Genomic DNA, 19,973 nt, shown 5'->3' with positions numbered 1-19,973 from the left:
TCAGCGGGGATCAGCCCAGTTCCCCTCCCCCTCGGCTGCCACTCGACGAGCGCGCGACCGCCCGCCATCGGCGCCACTCGTGGACTCCCAGGACGGCCCAGGCGACGCCCAGCGCCACCTGGATCCAGCCGAACACCGGCTCGTCGTTCCCGAGGTTGCCGACACCCAGGGCAAGCCAGACCGGGGCGAAGGCGACGGCCACCACCCAGCTGCTCCGCCGGGGTTCGGACCGCCACCGCCACGTCACCGGGCGAACCTACCGGCGCCGCCGGCCGGTGCGGTTCACCGTGTGCACTGCCGAGGAAGATCAACGGCGGCCTGCGCCTGGACGATGCGCACCCGGATCGTCCACCCCGACGATCGCCGATCTGGACGAAGCTCCCCACCACCGTGGGCAAGACCTGCCGTGGACCCCGGCGTGTCGGGCGGTGCGGTGAACACGACTGCGACGCCCGTGACCTGTGGGGCGACTGTGACCCGGCGTCACACGGACGACATTTGACCAGTTGTGAAGGACAGCCGTGTAATTCGTGTCGTTGTCACAGGTGGTGACAAACCGGCGACCGCGAGTACGGCGGCCGGAAACGAGACGCAGGGGGACGATCGTGATGGCCGAGGTGTCGTGGATGAGCGAGTACCGGAGTGCAGCAGCGGCGGCGGCGCCGGTCGACTGGGCCGGGCAGGACGTGCTGGGCCTGGCCACCGTCCACCAGGTCGGGTTCCCCGGCTTCGACGGCGAGGAGCAGGGCTGGCAGGAGAACGCCCTCTGCGCCGAGACCGACCCGGAGGCCTTCTTCCCGGAGAAGGGCGGCTCCACCCGCGAGGCGAAGAAGATCTGCACCGGCTGCGAGGTCCGCGCCGAGTGCCTGGAGTACGCGCTCTCCAACGACGAGCGCTTCGGCATCTGGGGCGGCCTGTCCGAGCGAGAGCGTCGCCGGCTGCGTCGCCGCGCTTCCTGACGCACGCGCGAGGGTGACCGACGTCGGCCCGGGGTAGGGCCCGGGCCGTGCGAGCGATCACCTACACCCAGCCCGGCGGCCCCGACGTCCTCTCCCTCGTCGACCGCCCCACCCCCGAGCCCGGTCCTGGCGAGGTGCTGGTCCGCCTGGCCTTCTCCGGCGTGAACCCCACCGACTGGAAGTCCCGCAGCAGCGCGCAGCCCGGTCGCGGCGGCCAGGTCCCGAACCAGGACGGCGCCGGCACCATCGAGGCCGTCGGCCAGGGCGTCGACCCGGTGCTCACCGGTGAGCGCGTGTGGGTCTGGGAGGCCGCCTGGCAGCGGCCGCACGGTACGGCGGCGGAGTACACCGTCGTCCCGGCCCGGCAGACCGTGCTCCTGGGCGCCGACCCCTCCTTCGAACTGGGTGCCGCCCTCGGCATCCCGTTCCTCACCGCGCACCGCTGCCTCACCGTCGCGGAGTCGCTCCCCGACCGGCTGGCCCCCGGCTCGCTGAACGGCCGCACCGTGCTGGTGCAGGGCGGCGCCGGCGCCGTCGGCAACGCCGCCATCCAGCTCGCCCGCTGGGCCGAGGCCACCGTGATCGCCACGGTCAGCTCCCCGCGCAAGGCGCAGCTGGCCGCCGCCGCGGGAGCGTCGCACGTCGTGGACTACACGACCCAGGACGTCGTCGCCGAGGTGCGCAAGATCGCCCCCGCCGGCGTCGACGCGATCGTCGAGGTCTCCGCCGCGCAGAACGCGGCCGTCGACGCCCAGGTGATCGGCGCGCACGGGTCGGTCGCCGTGTACGCCGACGACGGCGGCGCCGAGGTGACGATCCCGGTGCGCGCCCAGATGGTCCCCAACGCCCGCTGGCAGTTCGTGCTCGTCTACACCGAGCCCACCCGCGCGAAGGACGTCGCCGTGGAGGACGTCAACGCCGCGGTGCTCGACGGGGCCGTCCGGGTCGGGGACGACGCCGGCTTGCCCCTGCACGTGTACCCGCTGGCCGAGACCGCGGCCGCACACCAGGCGGTGCAGGACGGCGCCGTCGGCAAGGTGCTCATCGACGTCACCGCCTGACGCGCGAACGGGTGCGGCCCCGGCTCGAGGGAGCCGGGGCCGCACCGTCGATCAGGTCAGCGCTTGACGGTGAAGGACACGCTCACCGGGTCGGCCGAGCGGCCACCCAGCGACTGCTGCGCGACCAGCTCGTAGGCGCCGGGCTGGAGCGTCCCCATCGCCGCCCGCCAGGTGCCGTCGGGGAGGACGGTGACCGTGCGGGTGATGCCCGCCCGCACCGTGACGGTGGCGCCGGGGGTCCCGGTGCCCGTCGCGGTGACCGCGGGCTTCGTCGTCGCGTCGACAGCCGGCGAGGTGACCGTCAGGCCCTCGATGTCGGCGCGGGCGGTCAGCCACTCGTCCGGGCCGATCGGGTGGTCGACCACGCGGGTCTCACCGATGCAGCCGTTCCAGCCGTTGGTGGCCTGGTCGTCGACCCAGTCGGTGCCGAACAGCCAGGGCATCGCGCCGTCGAGGCCGTGGCCCACCGTGTTCGAGGCGTTGCGCAGCACCGGGGCGCCGTCGACGTACATGGTGGTGGTGCGGGTGGCCGGGTCGTTCACCACGGCGACGTGCGCCCACGTGTCGACCATGATCTCCCCGGACCAGGCGGTGCGGTCACCCTTGGCGGTGTCGATGCCGACCTCGGTCCACTGGAACTCCTTCAGGTTGGACAGGCCGAGCGCCACCGGCGAGGCCGTCCAGTCCCACCGGGTCTGCGGGACGCCGATCTGCGAGCGGTTGCCCGAGCGCACGATCGCCTTCATCCAGGCGTTGTCCGACTGGCTCCAGCTGGGGTCGATCTTGAGGAACGTCTCGATGGTGTAGCCGTCGGCCAGGGCCGCGGTGTTCACCGGGGCGTCCGCCCGGGTGGTCAGGTAGCTGTACCGGTCGGTCGCCTTGCTGGCGTTGGTGAAGCAGACCGCCGCGCCGTCGGAGGAGTACGGGTGCGCGTCCTGCGAGAAGTTGACGTCCCGCAGCTGGGCGGTCGGCGAGCCGGACTGGCTGATCGGCACGCGCATCAGGTTGTTGCGGTTGTTGCCCTCGACGTCCCGGATGACCCCGCCCTGGGCGACCACGCCGCGCAGCCCGTTCATCCGCCAGTGCGCCAGGGTGCCCTCGACGTGCGGGTAGTCCGCCGGCGAGCCGGGCAGCTCGGTGGTCACCGGGTCCGGGGCGACGAAGCCGTCGAGCAGGATGTCCCGGGCCGCCTGGGTGAGCGAGGGCTCGTCCGCCGAGCCCGCGGTGAACGTCGGGTTGAACCCGGCGAAGCGCTGGGCGAAGTCGATGTCGACGGTGAACTGCTGACCCGGCCCCTCGAGGAACGCCTGGTCGTAGGAGGTGAGCTTCTCCTGCGGCTTGGCGACCACCCACGGGGACGCGGTCTGCGCCGAGATGGTGTCGTTGGTGAGGTCGAACTCGAACAGGCCGAGGTAGCCGTTCCCGCCCTCGTAGGCCATCTGGTAGTCCATCAGCACCTGGGTCACCGAGTGGCCGAAGTCGTTCTGCTTGACCAGCCGGGTCGCGCCGTGGAAGTGGCCGTTCAGCGTCATGAAGATCTGGTCGTTGCCCTTGATGAGCTTCTCCCAGAGCCGCAGGCCGTAGCCGGTCTCCTGCGGGGAGACGCCGTCGTTCTGGATGCCGATGATGTCGTGCGAGGTGAGGATGACCGGCACGGTCGGGTGCTGGGCCATGACCTCGTCGGCCCAGCGCAGCGTGGCGTCCGACGCCCGCCACGACAGCGCCAGCACCATGAACTGCTGACCTTCGGCCTCGAACAGGTGGTACTGGTTCATCCCCGTCGGATCGCTGCCGCCGAAGGTGGACTGCTCGGCCGCGCGGTCGGGGCCGAACCAGCGGAGGAAGGGCTCCGCGGCCAGGTCGTACTGGTCGTCGAACCAGTTGTCGGAGCTGTTCCGGACGTCGTGGTTGCCGGCGAGGATCGAGTAGGGCAGGTCGGCGTCGTCCAGGGTCTGCATGGCGGCGTCGGCGACCCGCCACTCTCCCTCGGTGTTCACCTGGTCGACGACGTCACCGAGGTGGGCGACGAAGGGGATCCGCAGCTCGTCGGCGTGCTCGGCCAGCCACGTCGTCTGCGCGGCGTAGGGGTTGTTCCCGGGGCCGTAGCGGTCGGGCCGCTCGAACTCGGACTTCGCGTACCGGGAGTAGAACTGCGTGTCCGGCAGCACGGCGAGGGTGAACCGGGAAGCCGGCTCGGTGGGCGCCGCCTGGGCCGGGGCGGCGGTCGCCAGGCCACCGGCCGTGGCGAGGGCGGCAACGGTGGTGACGACGCCGGCGCCGGCCACGGCGCGCAGGCGGGATCTCCCGGCGGGTCGGTCCGCGCGCTGCGCGGGTCGTGATCTGAGCAGGTGCATGGGGTTGCTGACCTCCGGCTGTCCTGGATGCGGTGGGGGTCCCACCGCGCAGGAACGCTGTCGACCAGCTGTGGCCAGCGGGTGTCGGGTCCGTGTACGGCACGCCAGGCGATCGTGAAGCTGTAGTCACTACACCGGACGGTTCCGTTACCTACCGTCAGCTCACCGGCGTCATGGCGGCCATCCGGTGGGTCAGCTGCGCCATCCGGACGGCCACGTACCCGGGGAGCCCGGCTCGCCACTGCTCCCCCAGGTCGGTGCGCCGGCCGTCGCCGTGCACCAGGGGCAGCCCGCGGGCGGCCTGGGCACCGGCCGCGGCCTGCACGAGCTTCCCGGCGACCCCACGACGGCGGAACGCCGGCCCGACGTAGACCTGGTGGACCAGCCCGCTGCCGGTCCACCAGCGCACGGCAGCCACCTGCTGCTCCCCGCTGACGCCGGCCTGCCGCGCCTGGTCGGCATCGAGCACCTCGCCGTCGGCGAACCGGTCGTCGGAGAAGGCGACCAGCGTGGTCGCCGCGGGGTCCGCCTGCGGCTCGGCGAGCTCGACGTACCAGAGCAGCGGTGCGCCCGGCAGCGCCACCTCGATCCGGTGCAGCCGTCCGGTGCCCGGGTCGGAGCGGACGGCCACCTGCCAGCCGCCCGGCCGGCGGTCGTCGGGCAGGTCGACGACGCTCTCGGCCGGGAACTCCCCGGTGAGCACCGCGGTCAGCGTCTGCACCGCCGGCCGTCCGGGTCCGGGCAGCGAGACCGACCGGGCCCACCACGGGCTGCCCGCGGGGTCAGCCGCGAGCACGGGCCCGGCGGCGCGCGAGGTAGCCCAGGCCGGCGACGACCACCGCCAGGAAGCCCAGTCCGATGCCCGCGACGCTCAGGTCGGAGATCCCGGCGCTCGCCGTCTGCAGCTCCGGCTGGTCACCGCCGACGGCGAGCGCCGGTGCGGGCGCTGCGGTCCCGGCCGGCACCGGCGCGGCGGTCTCCTGCGCCGGTCCGGACGGCGCATCCGCGGCCGGCGGGACCACCACGGCCCCGCCGGCGGCGGTCGCGGCCCCGGCGTTGGTGCGCCCCTGCGCCCGGGAGGCGCCCACCGGCGTCGGGGCGACCGGCGCACCGGCCTGACCCGCCGGCCGGGGTGGCGTGCCCGGGACGCTCGTGGGAGACACCGCGGTGGGCCGCGGCGCGCTGGTGGTGACCACCGGGGGAACCGGCGCACCCGTCTCCGGGCCGGTGGTCACGGGCACGGTCGGCTCCGGCTCGGTGGTCACCGGCACCGTCGTCTCGGGCGCGGTCGGCTCGGGGCTCGTCGGCTCGGGGCTCGTCGGCGCGGTCGCGGTCGGCTCCGGCGCCGTGGTGACCGGCGCGGACGGCTCCGTGGTGACCGGCGGCGACGGTTCCGGCTGCGTCGGTTCCGGCTGCGTCGTGGGCGCGGGAGCCGTGGTCGTCGGCGCGGGGGCGGTCGGCTCGGGCGACGACGGCTCGGGTGACGACGGCACGGTGGTCGGCACCGGTGGGGCCGAGGTGACCGGCGGCGTCGGCACCGGCTCCGCCCCCGAGCCGTGCACCAGCGGCAGGTCCTCGGTCCACGGCAGCAGCCGCTGCCCGACCGTGGTCGTCCGCACCGAGAAGGACGTCGCCTCGGGCACCTGGTAGCCGCGCGGCACGCTGACCGGCGTGAGGGTGTACCCCTCGCCGGGCAGGAACCAGCCCTGCCAGCTGAGCACCCCCAGGAGATCGCTGCGGTCCCGGGCCGGCTGGGGCGCCGGCGTGGTGCCCTGCTGCGGGTAGGCCGGGGCGGTCAGCGTGTAGACGGCTCCCGGCACCGGCAGCAGGGCGGACCGCCGGTCGTGCACCGCGGCGAGCACCTGACGGCGGAACAGCGAGGCGTTGCCGATGGTGTCGCCGGTCGGGGCGCCCTTGGTCGCCTTCTTCGCGATGGTGAGCTCACCGTCCCCACCCGTCCTGGCCAGCCCCGCCGAGGAGGTGAGCTGCTCCACCCGGTAGGTGCCGGCCGGGAGGGTGAGCGACGAGCCCGACTCCACCACCCGCGCGCCGTGGGTGATGGTGCACAGGCCGTGGGCGTCGGTGGTGCAGGTGCCGGTGTGCCCGTCGCCGTCCCGGAGCCGGAAGGTGGCCCCGGCGTAGCTGTAGTTCGGCGGCACGTCGTCGGCGCGCACCGCGAGCCGGAAGGTCGAGACCTCCTCGTTCTTGCCGGTGCCGAAGTCGGCGCCGATCTCCCCGATCACCGGAGCGGCGGGCGCCGCCTGCAGGGGCGCGCCCACCGTGCCGTCCGCGGTCAGCCGGCCGGCGGCACCCGCCGGCTGCGGCGTGGTCGCGTCCTCCGCCAGCGCCACGGGCGCGGCGGCGCCGGTGGCGACGAGCAGGCCCATCCCCAGCACGGACCCCTGGGTGACCCGACGGCGGAGGGGCGTCGGGGCGGGACGTCGGGTGGCCTGCATCGCGGTCTCCAGCGGTTCTCCCGGCGACCGTCGCCGTGAGCCGCACGGGAGCGTCCCGGCTGGTCGACCCGCGGATGATCATGTACGGGTACGACGCGCCGGACGTTCGCGGGCCGGTTCCCCCGCGCCCCGAGAGCCCCAGGCGCCCCACTGTCCTGGGCATCTGCAGCCCAGACGGTCACCAATCACACCTGTCGCCGTCGTCAGTTCTGCACGAGCCGGGCGATGACGCGCTCACCACCGAGACCACGAGTTGATCATGGGCACGTGGTCGGCGGACACGCGCACCGACGGCGTGCCAGCGATCAACACGCCCATGATCGACAACAGGGGCGCTCGGGGTCTCTCAGCCGACGCCGAGGGAGCGGGCGATGAGCATCCGCTGCACCTCGGACGTCCCCTCGCCGATCTCCAGGATCTTCGCGTCCCGGTAGAACCGGCCGACCGGGAACTCGGTCATGAAGCCGTAGCCGCCGTGCACCTGGGCGGCGTACCGGGCGTTCTCCATCGCCATCTCCGAGCTGTACAGCTTGGCGATCGACGCCTCCCGCTTGAACGGCTCCCCGCGCAGCATCTTCTCCGCCGCCCGGTAGTAGGCCAGGCGCGCGGTCGAGGCCCGCACCTCCATGTCGGCGATCATGAACTGCACCGCCTGGTTGCGGCCGATCGGCTGCCCGAACGCCTCCCGCTCCCCGGCGTACTTGACGCTCTCGTCGACGCACCCCTGCGCCAGCCCCACGGCCAGCGCGGAGATCGCGATCCGCCCCTCGTCCAGGATGGACAGGAACTGCGCGTACCCCCGCCCCCGCTCCCCCACCAGGTTCGCCGCGGGCACCCGGACGTCGTCGAAGGCGAGCTCCCGGGTGTCCGAGGCGTTCCAGCCGACCTTCGCGTACCGCTTGCCGACGGTGAACCCCGGCGTGCCCGACGGCACGATGATCGCGGAGATCTCCTTGCCGCCGTCGGGCTTGGTGCCGGTGACCGCGGTGACGATGACCAGGTCGGTCAGGTCGGTGCCGGAGTTGGTGATGAACGCCTTCGAGCCGTTGACCACCCACTGGTCGCCGTCCAGCCGGGCGGTCGTCCTGGTGGCCCCGGCGTCGGAACCGCCACCGGCCTCGGTGAGGCCGAAGGCGCCCAGCGCCTCGCCGGCGCACAGCCGGGGCAGCCACCGCTGCTTCTGCTCCTCGGTGCCGAACCGGAAGATCGGCATCGCCCCCAGCGACACCCCGGCCTCCAGGGTGATCGCCACCGAGGAGTCGACCCGGGCCAGCTCCTCCAGAGCGACGCACAGGGTGAAGTAGTCCCCACCCGAGCCGCCGTACTCCTCGGGGAACGGCAGCCCGAACAGCCCCAGCTCGCCCATCTGCCGCACGATGTCGGTGGGGAACTCGTCGCGCTCGTAGAAGCCGCCGATCTGCGGGGCGATCACCTCGACGGCGAACTCGCGGACCACCGTCCGCAGCGCCTCGGTCTCCTCGTCCAGCCGGTAGTCCAGCACGGTCACTCCCCCTCTGCGGGCGCCGGTGGGGTCACCACGGCCACCCGTTCGTCGAGCCGGACCGACTGGCCGGCCGTCACCGGGAGCTCGGTGACCACCCCCGCGAGCGGGGCGGTCAGCACGTGCTCCATCTTCATCGCCTCGACGACCAGCAGCGGGGTCCCCGCGGCCACCTCGTCACCGAGCGACGCGCGCAGCACCGTCACGGTGCCGGGCATGGGGGCGGTCACCGCGCCGTCGACGGCGGTCGCCGCCGCGGCGCCGGTCGACCGCTCGTGCTCCCGCAGCGCGGTCACGTGCCCGCCGCCGGCGAGCCAGACCGTGCCGTCGGCGTGCGCCACGGTCCACCGGGTGGTGACCCCGCCGAGGGTGACGTGCAGCTGGTCGCCGTCCCGGACGGCGGTGGCCGGGCGCGGGTCGCCGTCGCCGACGGCGACCTCCGCGGCACCGGACCGGCCGCGCACCCGCACCGTCACCGGGTCCCCGCCGGGTGCCTGCAGCCGGCGGACGGTCCAGGCGGGCTCCCCCAGCCGCCACCCGCCCGGGTCGTCCCACGGGTCGGCGACCGGGCCGTCCGGCTCGGCCTCCAGCAGCAGCGCGAGCGCGGCGGCGGCGTGCAGGTCCGGCGGCGGGCCGGCCGAGGTCAGCCGCTCACCGCGCCGCTCGATCAGCCCGGTGTCCAGCCGGCCGGCGACGACGTCGGGGTCGGCCAGCAGGTCCCGCAGGAAGGCGGCGTTCGTGGCCACCCCGAGCACGGCGGTGCGGCCGAGCGCCGCGGCGAGCCGCGCGCGGGCGGTCTCCCGGTCGGGCGCCCAGGCGATGACCTTGGCCAGCATCGGGTCGTAGTCGGTGCCCACGACGGTGCCCACGGCCAGCGCGCTGTCCACCCGGATGCCGGGGCCGGCCGGCTCGACCAGCCCGACCAGCGTGCCGGTCTGCGGCAGGAACCCGCGCGCCGGGTCCTCCGCGTAGAGCCGCGCCTCGATGGCGTGCCCGTCGAGAACGACGTCGTCCTGGCCGAAGGGCAGCGGCTCCCCGGCGGCCACCCGCAGCTGCAGCTCCACCAGGTCCAGCCCGGTGACGCACTCGGTGACCGGGTGCTCGACCTGCAGCCGGGTGTTCATCTCCAGGAAGAAGAACTCCTCCGGCCGCTCGGCGTCGACGATGAACTCCACGGTGCCGGCCCCGGTGTAGCCGACGGCCCGGGCCGCCTCGACCGCCGCCGCGCCCATCGCCTCTCGCTGGGCCGGGGACAGCAGCGGGGACGGCGCCTCCTCGACCACCTTCTGGTGCCGCCGCTGCAGGCTGCACTCGCGCTCGCCCAGGTGGACGACGGTGCCGTGGATGTCGCCGAACACCTGCACCTCGATGTGCCGGGACCGCGCCAGGTACCGCTCGACCAGCAGCGTGTCGTCGCCGAAGGAGCCGCGCGCCTCCCGCCGGGCGCCGGCGATCTGCTCGGTCAGCTCCTCCGGACCGCGCACCACCCGCATGCCCTTCCCGCCACCCCCGGCGCTGGGCTTGAGCAGCACCGGGAAGCCGACCGCGACCGCGGCCCGGGCGACCGCGTCGTCGTCCATGCCGGGCTCGGTGCGGCCCGGCACGACCGGCACGCCCGCGGCGGCGACGGTCTGCTTGGCCCGGATCTTGTCGCCCATCGCCTCGATCGCGGCGATCGGCGGGCCGATGAAGACGATCCCGGCGTCCGCGCACGCGCTGGCGAGGTCGACGTTCTCGGAGAGGAACCCGTAGCCGGGGTGCACGGCCTCCGCCCCGGTGCGCCGGGCGGCGTCCAGCACGCGGTCGACCGAGAGGTAGCTCTGCGCCGCGGGGGCCGGGCCGATGGGGACGGCGACGTCGGCCAGCCGGGTGTGCAGCGCCCCGGCGTCGGCGTCGCTGTGCACCGCGACCGAGCGGATGCCCATCGCCCGCAGCGTGCGGATCACCCGGACGGCGATCTCGCCGCGGTTGGCGACCAGGACGGTCCCGAACACGGTCAGCACCCTCCGCGGGGGCGGAGATCGCGACCCGTGCCGCGGGGGCTGGACTCAGGCGACCTTGACCAGGCGGCGCTTCTTGACCGTGTACCCGGGCGGGAGGGTGCCCTCCGCGAGCGCACGCAACGGGCACCGGCCGCACCGGGGCTTGTCGACGCAGCACTTCTTCTTGGGCATCTTGGCCGACTTCCCCACGCGATGAGGTTAGCCAAGCCTTCGTGGGCCGTCCACGGGTGCGGCGTGTCGCCGACTACCGTGCGGAGGACGTCACCTCGCGAGAAACGGGAGCCCCGATGGCCGCCGAGCCCTTCATCGACCTGCTCAACGCCCAGATCGGCCACGAGTTCGCCGCCCACCAGCAGTACGTGGCCTGCGCCATCTACTTCGACGACCTGACCATGCCGCAGACCGCGCAGCTGTTCTTCGACCAGGCGGCCGAGGAGCGCAACCACGCGATGATGATGGTGCGCTACCTCCTCGACGCCGACGCACCGGTGAAGATCCCCGGCATCCCGGCCCCGATCACCGACTTCGCCGACGTCGTCGCCCCGGTCGCGCTCGCCCTCGAGCAGGAGAAGCGGGTCACCGAGCAGATCAACCAGCTCACCGCCGTCGCCCGGCAGCACAACGACTTCGCCAGCGACCAGTTCATGCAGTGGTTCATCAAGGAGCAGGTCGAGGAGGTCAGCAAGATGGGCGACCTGCTCGCCATCGTGAAGCGCTCCACGCACGACCTGGAGTCGATCGAGGACTACGTGCTGCGCGAGGTGAAGCCGGAGTCGGCCGACCCGACCGCGCCCGCGATCGCCGGCGTCGCCGACTGACCCACCCCGAGGGCGAAAATGGCCATTTTCGCCCTCGGGTGAGCGGTCACATCCGGAAGACGCCATAGCCGACCTCCTCGAGGGGCGCGTTCGCGCACGCGGAGAGCGCGAGCCCGAGCACGGTGCGGGTCTGCGCGGGGTCGATCACGCCGTCGTCCCAGAGGCGGGCCGTGGCGTGGTACGGGTTGCCCTCCTCCTCGTACTGCGCCCGGATCGGCTCCTTGAACGACTCCTCGTCCGCGGCGGTCCAGGCGTCCCCCAGCCGGTCGCGGCGCACCTGGGCGAGCACGCTGGCGGCCTGCTCCCCGCCCATCACCGAGATGCGGGCGTTCGGCCAGCTGAACAGGAACCGGGGTGAGTACGCCCGGCCGCACATCGAGTAGTTGCCGGCGCCGAACGAGCCGCCGATGACCACGGTCAGCTTGGGCACCCGGGCACAGGCGACGGCGGTGACCATCTTCGCGCCGTGCTTGGCGATGCCGCCGGCCTCGTAGTCCCGGCCGACCATGAAGCCGCTGATGTTCTGCAGGAACAGCAGCGGGATGGAACGGCGGTCGCACAGCTCGATGAAGTGCGCGCCCTTGAGCGCCGACTCGGCGAACAGCACCCCGTTGTTGGCGATGATCCCGACCGGGTGGCCGTGCAGCCGGGCGAACCCGGTGACCAGGGTGGGGCCGTACAGCGGCTTGAACTCGGCGAACCGGCTGCCGTCGACCAGCCGGGCGATCACCTCGCGGACGTCGTACGGCGTGCGGACGTCCACCGGGACGACGTCGTAGAGGGACTCCGCCGGGTACCGCGGCTCCTCGACCGGGTCGACGTCCCACGGCCGGGGGCTGCGCGGACCGAGGGTGCCGACGATCTGCCGGACGATCTGCAGCGCGTGCGCGTCGTCCTCGGCCAGGTGGTCGGTGACCCCGCTGACCCGGGAGTGCAGCTCGCCGCCGCCCAGGTCCTCGGCGCTGACCTCCTCCCCCGTCGCGGCCTTCACCAGCGGCGGGCCGCCCAGGAAGATCGTGCCCTGGCCGCGGACGATGACCGCCTCGTCGCTCATCGCCGGCACGTACGCGCCACCAGCGGTGCAGGAGCCCAGGACGGCGGCGATCTGCGCGATCCCGGCCTTGGACAGGTTGGCCTGGTTGTAGAAGATCCGGCCGAAGTGGTCGCGGTCGGGGAACACCTCGTCCTGCAGCGGCAGGAAGGCGCCACCGGAGTCGACCAGGTAGACGCAGGGCAGCCGGTTGTGCAGCGCCACCTCCTGGGCGCGCAGGTGCTTCTTCACCGTCATCGGGTGGTAGGTGCCGCCCTTGACGGTCGCGTCGTTGGCGACGACGACGACCTCCCGGCCGGCCACCCGGCCGATCCCGGTGACGATGCCGGCGGCCGGGACGTCACCGCCGTACAGGCCGTGCGCGGCCAGGGGCGAGAGCTCGAGGAACGGGCTGCCCGGGTCGAGCAGCGCGTCGACCCGCTCGCGCGGCAGCAGCTTGCCGCGGTCGAGGTGCCGGCGGCGGGCCTGCTCACCACCGCCGAAGGCAGCCCGGGCCAGGTGCCCGGACAGCTCGGCGACGAGCGCGCGGTGGGCCGCGGCGTTGCGCGCGGCCGCCGTCGGGTCCGCCGGCGGGGCGGTGGGGAGCACCGGTGCGTCCACGGGCCGAGTGAACCACGTCACCCCGGCCGATGTGAACAGCCGTTAACCTCACGGCGTGGCCGCCGACCCCGACACCGCGCTCACCGTTGACGCCGCGCACCCCTCCCGCCGGGAGCAGATCCTGCGGGCCGCCGCGCAGCTGTTCGCCGAGCGCGGGGCCCGGGCCGTCGGCGTCGACGACGTGGGCGCCGCGGTCGGCGTGACCGGCCCGGCCATCTACCGGCACTTCGCCGGCAAGGACGCCATGCTCGCCGAGATGCTCCTGCGGATCAGCGAGCGGCTGCTCGCCGGGGGCGGTGACCGGGTGGCGGCCGCGGGAGACGACCCGCTGGCGCAGCTCCGCGCCCTGATCGCCTTCCAGGTGGAGTTCGCCCTGGACAACCCCGCGCTGATCACGGTGCACGACCGGGACCTCGGCGTGCTCAGCGACCCGGACGCCCGGCGCGTGCGCCAGCTGCAACGGCGCTACGTCGAGGTGTGGGTGGCCGTGCTCGGCCGGGTGCACCCGCAGGCGGGTACCGCGGCCTGCCGGGGGCGGGCCCACGCGCTGTTCGGGCTGGTCAACTCCACGCCGCACAGCGCCGGACAGCTGCCCCGCCCGGTGATGGCCGAGCTGCTCGGCGCGATGGCCCTGGCCGCCGCCACCGCGCCAGCCTGAGGGTCACCCGCCGCTGGCCGGCAACGCCAGCGCGGAACTGGCCAGCACGTCCAGCACCGCGCCGGACCCGGCCTGGCCGGCCCACGCCGACTCGACGATGGTGACCTCCTCGCCACGCTGGCTGCTGGCGTACTGGGCACCCTGCAGCCGCGCCGGGGCACCCGGGTAGCCGACGCCCTCCCGGAGCAGGTCGCTGACGTTGCCGCTGCCGTCGGTGTCGGCCAGCGCGCGCAGCGCCTCCGCCAGCGACTCCGCTGGCATGGTGACCTCGGCGACGGACACCACCGCCGTGCCACCCTCGGCCTCCGCCGACCACAGCGACCGCGCCAGCCCGGTGCACTCGTTCTGGGCGAAGAACGAGGCGACCGACCCGTAGGCGTGGTCGGCGCAGCTGGTGTCGCGCTGGCGCACCTGCAGCGTGTACGTGACCCCGTCGATGAGCTCGGTGTCCCCCGGCTGCGGGCCGTCGTCGACCGGCGGCGACGCGTCCGTGGTGGCGCCGGCCGGGTCGGCCGTCCGCGCGTCCTCCCCGCCCGAGGTGAGCACGACGACGCCCAGCACCCCCGCGAGCAGCACCAGGGCCAGCGCCACCACCACGAGCACGGCCCGCCGGCTGCGGGGCGCGTCGCCGGTGGCGGGGCCCCGCCCCCCTGCGGGCTCCGCCGCGGCCGCAGCCCCGGGGGCAGCTCACGGGCGGCCGCATCCGGCCGCTGTCCGGACGGCGGGCTGCCGACGCTCCCCGGCCCGAACGGGTAGGCGGTCGTCGACCGGGACCCGGTCGAGGGTCCGGAGACCGGCGGCTGGACCGCGGTCGCGGGGCCGGAGCCCGCGGGCGGCGGGGCCCCGCCGCCGAAGAGCCCGTCCAGCCCACCGGTGTCGTCCCGCTCGTCCTCCGCCGGGGTCTCGCGGGGCTCGGGGTCGCTGCGCAGGGAGACGGTGTCCCCGGAGGTGGCCGGCCGGAGGTCCGCGTGCACGACCGCCTCCTGGGTCTGGTCCACCCGCGGTGCCTCCGGCGCCGGGTGCGGGGCCACGGCGGGCTCCTCGACGACCGCCTCGCGAGCCGGCTCGGCAGCCGGCTCGACGGCCACTGCCTCGGCGGCGGGCTCGTCGCGGGCCGGCGGCGGAGGCTCCTCCGCCTGCTGGGCGGCCACGGCGGCCGCGGCCACCCGCGCGGCCGCGGCGGGGTCGACCAGCGGGCCGGGCGGCGCGACCCGGGCGACGCCGTTGCCGGTCGCCGGCCCGGCGGCGACCCGGCTGGGCGAGGCGTTCAGCGCCGCGGGGGTGAGCAGGTCGGGACGGCGCAGCACGTAGGGCGAGTACGGGAAGCCCTCGCCGTTGAGCTCCTCGACCGAGGGGGTGCGGCCGGGCACGCCGAGCGCCTCGATGGCCGCCCGCACGTCGGCGGTGGTCCACAACCGCGGGTTGTCGGTGCCGGCGTGCCGGCTGGCCCGGGCCACGCCGAGCAGCAGCGACCGGGGGTCCAGCACGGCGACCTGGTCGCCCTCGCCGAGGTCACCGTCGGCGGGGACCAGCCCGGTGACGGCGCCGGTGAGCACGGTGAGCCGGGCGATCCGACCGGGCTCCAGCCCCGCCTGCCGCAGGGTCACCGCCGCGTGCATGCCGGCCCGCATCAACCCGTCCAGCGGGGTCGACCCGCCGCCACCGAGCTGCAGGACGCTGCCCGGCCCGTCGCCGTCCCCGATCGTCCAGGGGCCCTCCGGGCCGGCGGTCACCACCCCGGACTGCCGCTCGACCTCGACGACCCGGACGACCGCGAGGCCCTCGGGCACGAACAGCACCGCGTCGGACTGCCGTCGCTGCAGCGGCGGTTCGACGATCGGCAGGGAGACCATGACCGCGCCGCGCACGGCGCTGCCGGTGTCCCAGCCCGCGAGCTCGGCGAAGAACGCACGCTCCGCGGCCGACTCGAGGCGGCTCGGCGTGACGATCAGCACGGGGTCTCCACGGTCATGCGACGGGCCGCCGCGACGGGTGCACCGGCGGCACGGACCGACCCGACGTTACGTCATCGCCCCGTCCCGACCGGGTTCACCGGACGGGCGCGCCGCCGGTTCCCGCCGGGATCGCGGCGTCCGGCGCACCGGCGGCGGCGGGCTCGACCGGGGCCCGCCAGCGGAGGAAGGCCGACGTCCGGGCGACACCGTCGACGGCGCCCCACAGCCCGGCGAACACCAGGGCGACCACCGGCAGCGCGGCCCAGTTCCACGGCGGGATCTCCGCGACCACCGACTGCACGAACGCGGCCAGCGTGACGCCCGCGGTCACCGGGAAGGCGGCCAGCCAGCCCGGCACCCGGGCGAGCACCGCCAGGTCGACGAGCACGGCCCCGGCCAGCAGCATCACCGGCACCACCGAGGGCGGGAAGCCGGTGCCGGTCAGCAGCAGCCAGGTGACGGCGCGGTAGGCCAGGTAGCCGCCGGCGATCGTCGTCGCCGTCCAGCGCAGCCCGACCGCCCGGCGGGCCACCACCAGCGCGAGGAGCCCGGCGCAGACCAGCCACGCGGGGTGCACCCAGGAGGGCACCGGCAGCATGAACTGGGCGGCGTCCTGCCCCTGCGAGGCGGCGAAGTCCAGCAGCTGGGGCTCCGCGGTGGTCCGCCCGGCGCGGTAGGCGGCCAGCGACAGCACGCCGTACTCCTGGTGCTGGTTGGGGAACAGGACGTTCTCCACGAAGAACAGCCACAGGCCGAGCGCGACCAGGTCCCGCAGCCGCCCGGGTGCCGCGTAGAGCCACCAGCCCCGGATGGCCCCGGCGAGCATGATCGCCGTGCCCAGGTAGAGCAGCGCGTGGCTCGGGCTCCAGCTGGTGATGTCCAGCCCGTTGATCCGGTGGTTGAGCAGGTCGACCGGGATGGCCACCAGGAACGTCGCGGTGCCGGTCTGCATCAGCCGGAGGGCGCGGCGGTCGACGCCGTGGCCGCTGTAGCTGTGGAAGACGACCAGCGCGACCACCACCACGGTGCCCAGGGTGTTGAGCAGGTGCGGTGGGGCCAGGTCGTCGCGGAGCCACCTGAAGTGCCAGGAGACGTCCCACGACGAGCCGAGCATCTTCAGCGCGAAGGCGGCCAGCCAGGCGGTGTAGATCCAGCGGAGCTCGACCTGGCTGGTCGGCCGGCCGGGCCGGCCGGGGGTCATGTAGGCCGCCCACAGCCAGCGCAGCAGCGCGACCGGGTGGCGCAGGCCGACGCGCAGCGAGCCGGGAGCCAGGGGGACCGCCGCGGGTCGGGATGCGACGGGCACGGTCGAGGTCACGATCAGCTCCGCTGGTCCAGGTGCAGGAGCCCGCACAGTAGCGGCGCCGAAGCCGCAGGTCAGCGCGCCGCAGACGGAGGTGGGGCAGGTGTGGCGGCTGGTGTCGGTGCGCTGTTCGGGAGCCGCCTGCGTAGGGTGCCGGGTCGTGGCCGAGAGCGCACCGCAGAACCTGGTCTGGATCGACTGCGAGATGACCGGGCTGGACCTGACCCGGGACAAGCTGATCGAGGTGGCCGTCGTGGTCACGGACTCGCAGCTGAACGTCCTCGACCCCGGGCTGGACGTGATCATCCACGCGGACGACGCCGCGCTGGACGGCATGCTCGAGGTCGTCACCGAGATGCACGCGAAGTCCGGGCTGACCGAGGCCGTGCGCGCCTCCACGGTGACCCTGGCCGAGGCCGAGGAGCAGGTGCTGGCCTACGTGAAGCGGTTCGTGCCCGAGCGGCGCACCGCACCGTTGTGCGGCAACTCGATCGGCACCGACCGCGGCTTCCTGTCCCGGGACATGCCGACCCTGGACGACCACCTGCACTACCGGATGATCGACGTCTCCTCGATCAAGGAACTGGCCCGGCGCTGGTTCCCCCGGGTGTACTTCGCCCAGCCGCAGAAGGGGCTGGCCCACCGGGCGCTGGCCGACATCATCGAGTCGATCCGTGAGCTCGCCTTCTACCGGCAGACCCTGTTCGTGGCCGACCCGGGCCCCAGCAGCGACCAGGCGCAGGCCGCGTCGGCGCAGGTCGTCGAGGCGTTCGCGGGCGTCCTGGCGGCCGGCGCGGCCGGCGGCGACACCCCCGCCGACCAGCCCCCGGCGGCGGGCTGAACGACTCCGGTATCGTTGCCCCGGCCCGCCCCGCTCGGGGCGGACGATGGTGGGTGTAGCTCAGCTGGTAGAGCGCCAGGTTGTGATCCTGGATGTCGCGGGTTCAAGTCCCGTCACTCACCCCACGACGAGAGGCCCCGGTCAGCTGACCGGGGCCTCTCGTCGTCTGCGGCGGGCGACCCTCCGGACCGGAGGGCCGACCCGCCGCCCCTCAGGCCCCGACTCAGACCTTCGTGTTCCGCTTGACCCAGCCGAAGGCCGCGGTGGCGAGGAACAGGACAGCGCCGACGATGACGAGCCAGAACAGGCCCTCCACCACGGCGCCGACGACGGTGAGTGCCAGCCAGATGACCAGCAGCAGTGCGATGAACCCGAGCACCCGTACCTCCTCGTTGGCGTGGAGGTGACTCCTACCCGCAGATCGCACTGGTGCACCTGAGACCCGCGATCGACGCGTGTTCGCGCCGTCGCGTCACCCCGCCCGCCGACCTGCCCCCGGCACCCCTCCCCGGGTACGGGAAGCTCCGCGGGTGCCGTTCGACCCACCGCCGCTGACCGTCCGCCGCACCGAGGACCAGTGCTGGGAGGTGGTCGAGCCGCTGGTCTACCGCGGACGCCGCGACCTGTTCGTCGTCCCGGCCGGCTTCGAGACCGACTTCGCCTCCGTGCCGCGGGTGGCCGTGTGGCTCTTCCCGCGCTTCGGCCGCTACACCCTGGCCGCGGTGCTGCACGACTGGCTGGTGGCCGAGGGGCTGGGCGCCGGGGTCGTGGGTCCCCGGGACGCCGACGGCATCTTCCGCCGGGTGCTCCGCGAGGTGGGCGTGCCTCCGGTGCGCCGCTGGCTGATGTGGACCGGCGTGCGCTGGAGCGCCCTGCTGAACCCGGCCCGCCGGGCGGGCTGGTGGCGGGACGCGCCGCGGGTGCTGGCGCTGTCGGTGCTCGCCGCGCCCCTGGTGGTGCCTCCGGGCGCCCTGATCGCCCTGGCGCTCGGGGTCTACACCGCCGTGGAGACCGTGGTCACCACGGTGCTGCCGAGCAGCGGCCGCCGCTCCGACCGCGGGATGCGGCTGTAGCCGCACCCCGCGGTCGTCAGGAGAGCGCGGAGCCGGCCTTCCAGTTCTCCCACGTGACGGCCCAGTCGTAGATGTCGCCGTCGGTGCGGGACAGGATCGGGCCGATGGAGTTGACCACCTCGACGACGTCCCCGGGCTGGGAGAAGTCGTAGAACCACTTCGCCCGGTCGGTGGAGAGGTTGATGCAGCCGTGCGAGACGTTGGCCGAGCCCTGGTCGGCCACCGACCACGGCGCCGCGTGCACGAACTCGCCGTTGTTGGAGATCCGCGTCGCGTACTCGACGTCGGTGCGGTAGCCACCGGGGGCGTCGACGGCGAGGCCGAAGGTCGAGGAGTCCATGGTGATGTCGGCGAACTTCTCCAGCACCACGTGCGCCCCGTTGCGGGTCGGGTTCTCGCTGCTGCCCGCGCTCATCGGGAAGGTCTGCACCAGCTGGTCACCGTCGTAGACGGTCAGTGTGTGGGCGCCGGCGTCGGCGACGGAGACGTGCCGCTCCCCGATGGAGAAGGAGATGGTGCGGTCCTTCTCGCCCCAGACGCCCTCGCCGAAGTCGACGCCGTAGAGGTCGGCGTGCAGCGTCACGTCGGTGTTCGCCGGCCAGTACGTCGACGGGCGGAAGTGCACCTCGTCGTCGCGCACCCAGTTCCACACCCCGTCGGTCGGGGTGGAGCTGTCGACCAGCAGGTGGCTCTCCACCGCGGCCTTGTCGGCCACCGGGTCGTCGAAGAACACCCGGATCGGCATGCCGACGCCGACGGTGGTGCCGTCCAGCGGGCCGATGCCCGGGGTGGACAGCGTCGCGGGGGTGACCGTGGTGAAGGTGCTGGTGGCCGTGGTCTCCGCGTCGTCGGCGTTGGTGGCCGTGGCGGTCACCGTGTAGCTCGTGCCGTAGGCCAGCGGCTCCGCCGGCGTCCAGACCTGGGCGGCCGGGTCGTCGGCGGCCGGCTCCACCGTGCCGGGCACGGCCGTGCCGTCGGCGGTGGTCACCGCGACGCGGTCGAGCTCACCGGCCGCAACGGTCAGCTGGACCGGGGTGGTGGGTGACAGGTCGGTGGCGCCGTCGGCGACGCTCAGGGAGACCTCGGCCGGGGCGGCCGACGACGGCGCCGCCGACTCCCCCGATCCGTCGGCGGACCCCTGACAGCCGACCAGCAGCACGAGCACGGCTGCGACGAGCACTGCGGCGGCGGCTCTCACCTGGCGCGAACCCACGACGACCTGACCTCTCCCGGCGCCCGCGACCCGGGACCCTCCCGGTTGCGTCGTGCACCTCGATCCAGTGTCCACGCCGGGGCTGACAGTCGGGTGTGAGCAGCGGCATGCCGCCCCGGCTGCTCAT

Annotated in this window: 18 protein-coding genes and 1 tRNA gene; 7 read left to right on the top strand and 12 right to left on the bottom strand. The window is 74.2% G+C overall.

The genetic code is table 11. The features are described 5' to 3' along the window. Positions 1 to 10: 10 nt before the first annotated feature. Complete coding sequence (locus JD78_RS02445; protein ID WP_166520933.1) at positions 11 to 247, bottom strand: hypothetical protein; 237 nt, start codon at positions 245 to 247, stop codon at positions 11 to 13. Between the two features lie 379 nt (positions 248 to 626). Between JD78_RS02445 and JD78_RS02440 the strand changes: the two genes are divergently transcribed. Together JD78_RS02440 and JD78_RS02435 are read left to right on the top strand one after the other, a co-directional pair. Further along, entirely contained in the window at positions 627 to 959 is a 333-nt protein-coding gene (locus tag JD78_RS02440; protein WP_194290468.1) for a WhiB family transcriptional regulator, read from the top strand. A 47-nt stretch (positions 960 to 1,006) separates the two neighbouring features. Next, the gene (locus tag JD78_RS02435) at positions 1,007 to 2,020 is read left to right on the top strand and encodes an NADPH:quinone reductase (protein ID WP_153360095.1); all 1,014 of its coding nucleotides are present in this window, start codon (positions 1,007 to 1,009) and stop codon (positions 2,018 to 2,020) included. 56 nt (positions 2,021 to 2,076) lie between these two features. Here JD78_RS02435 and JD78_RS02430 read toward each other — a convergent pair whose 3' ends face one another. The 6 genes from JD78_RS02430 to JD78_RS02405 form a co-directional block, all read right to left on the bottom strand. After that, the gene (locus JD78_RS02430; RefSeq protein WP_208103956.1) at positions 2,077 to 4,305 is read right to left on the bottom strand and encodes a LamG-like jellyroll fold domain-containing protein; all 2,229 of its coding nucleotides are present in this window, start codon (positions 4,303 to 4,305) and stop codon (positions 2,077 to 2,079) included. Positions 4,306 to 4,531: 226 nt separating this feature from the next. Next, a complete protein-coding gene (locus JD78_RS02425; RefSeq protein WP_166520931.1) occupies positions 4,532 to 5,095 on the bottom strand; it encodes a GNAT family N-acetyltransferase in 564 nt (187 codons plus the stop codon). Positions 5,096 to 5,156: 61 nt separating this feature from the next. Beyond that, the gene (locus JD78_RS02420; protein WP_166520930.1) at positions 5,157 to 6,830 is read right to left on the bottom strand and encodes a prealbumin-like fold domain-containing protein; all 1,674 of its coding nucleotides are present in this window, start codon (positions 6,828 to 6,830) and stop codon (positions 5,157 to 5,159) included. A gap of 346 nt (positions 6,831 to 7,176) precedes the next feature. Then, the gene (locus JD78_RS02415; protein WP_166520929.1) at positions 7,177 to 8,331 is read right to left on the bottom strand and encodes an acyl-CoA dehydrogenase family protein; all 1,155 of its coding nucleotides are present in this window, start codon (positions 8,329 to 8,331) and stop codon (positions 7,177 to 7,179) included. Between the two features lie 2 nt (positions 8,332 to 8,333). Continuing rightward, a complete protein-coding gene (locus JD78_RS02410) occupies positions 8,334 to 10,325 on the bottom strand; it encodes an ATP-binding protein (protein ID WP_153362332.1) in 1,992 nt (663 codons plus the stop codon). A 54-nt stretch (positions 10,326 to 10,379) separates the two neighbouring features. Then, positions 10,380 to 10,523, bottom strand: a complete 144-nt coding sequence (locus JD78_RS02405) for a hypothetical protein (RefSeq protein ID WP_153362331.1) — start codon at positions 10,521 to 10,523, stop codon at positions 10,380 to 10,382. A gap of 98 nt (positions 10,524 to 10,621) precedes the next feature. Here JD78_RS02405 and JD78_RS02400 point away from each other — a divergent pair, with 98 nt between their 5' ends. Next, positions 10,622 to 11,152: a ferritin gene (locus JD78_RS02400; RefSeq protein ID WP_153362330.1), complete on the top strand. Its 531-nt coding sequence runs from the start codon at positions 10,622 to 10,624 to the stop codon at positions 11,150 to 11,152. Between the two features lie 46 nt (positions 11,153 to 11,198). Here JD78_RS02400 and JD78_RS02395 read toward each other — a convergent pair whose 3' ends face one another. Continuing rightward, positions 11,199 to 12,803, bottom strand: a complete 1,605-nt coding sequence (locus JD78_RS02395) for a carboxyl transferase domain-containing protein (protein WP_153362329.1) — start codon at positions 12,801 to 12,803, stop codon at positions 11,199 to 11,201. 55 nt (positions 12,804 to 12,858) lie between these two features. On the opposite strand from JD78_RS02395, the gene JD78_RS02390 reads away from it, so the two are divergent. Then, positions 12,859 to 13,461, top strand: coding sequence for an SACE_7040 family transcriptional regulator (locus JD78_RS02390; protein ID WP_153362328.1), 603 nt, complete (start codon positions 12,859 to 12,861; stop codon positions 13,459 to 13,461). A gap of 3 nt (positions 13,462 to 13,464) precedes the next feature. On the opposite strand, the gene JD78_RS02385 is transcribed toward JD78_RS02390, so the two are convergent. Together JD78_RS02385 and JD78_RS02380 are read right to left on the bottom strand one after the other, a co-directional pair. Further along, positions 13,465 to 14,064 carry a hypothetical protein gene (locus tag JD78_RS02385; RefSeq protein ID WP_166520928.1) on the bottom strand — a complete coding sequence of 200 codons (600 nt, stop codon included), beginning with the start codon at positions 14,062 to 14,064 and terminating at the stop codon, positions 13,465 to 13,467. 1,446 nt (positions 14,065 to 15,510) lie between these two features. Next, entirely contained in the window at positions 15,511 to 16,734 is a 1,224-nt protein-coding gene (locus JD78_RS02380) for a hypothetical protein (RefSeq protein ID WP_153362326.1), read from the bottom strand. Between the two features lie 145 nt (positions 16,735 to 16,879). Here JD78_RS02380 and orn point away from each other — a divergent pair, with 145 nt between their 5' ends. Beyond that, on the top strand, positions 16,880 to 17,560 hold the full coding sequence (gene orn / locus JD78_RS02375; RefSeq protein WP_153362325.1) for an oligoribonuclease: 681 nt from the start codon (positions 16,880 to 16,882) through the stop codon (positions 17,558 to 17,560). Between the two features lie 49 nt (positions 17,561 to 17,609). Continuing rightward, a tRNA-His gene (locus JD78_RS02370) sits at positions 17,610 to 17,685 on the top strand. 98 nt (positions 17,686 to 17,783) lie between these two features. Here JD78_RS02370 and JD78_RS02365 read toward each other — a convergent pair. Next, complete coding sequence (locus JD78_RS02365) at positions 17,784 to 17,939, bottom strand: hypothetical protein (RefSeq protein WP_166520927.1); 156 nt, start codon at positions 17,937 to 17,939, stop codon at positions 17,784 to 17,786. A gap of 151 nt (positions 17,940 to 18,090) precedes the next feature. Between JD78_RS02365 and JD78_RS02360 the strand changes: the two genes are divergently transcribed. Beyond that, positions 18,091 to 18,633, top strand: a complete 543-nt coding sequence (locus JD78_RS02360; RefSeq protein ID WP_153362583.1) for a DUF1353 domain-containing protein — start codon at positions 18,091 to 18,093, stop codon at positions 18,631 to 18,633. A gap of 16 nt (positions 18,634 to 18,649) precedes the next feature. Here the strand turns inward: JD78_RS02360 and JD78_RS02355 are convergent, their stop codons facing one another. After that, complete coding sequence (locus JD78_RS02355; RefSeq protein WP_228395472.1) at positions 18,650 to 19,846, bottom strand: L,D-transpeptidase; 1,197 nt, start codon at positions 19,844 to 19,846, stop codon at positions 18,650 to 18,652. Positions 19,847 to 19,973: the final 127 nt, after the last annotated feature.

Source organism: Modestobacter roseus, from assembly GCF_007994135.1.
Classification (GTDB): domain Bacteria; phylum Actinomycetota; class Actinomycetes; order Mycobacteriales; family Geodermatophilaceae; genus Modestobacter; species Modestobacter roseus.
The sequence above is the reverse complement of the archived record's forward strand: the minus strand, read 5'-3'. Positions and strand labels throughout refer to the sequence as shown.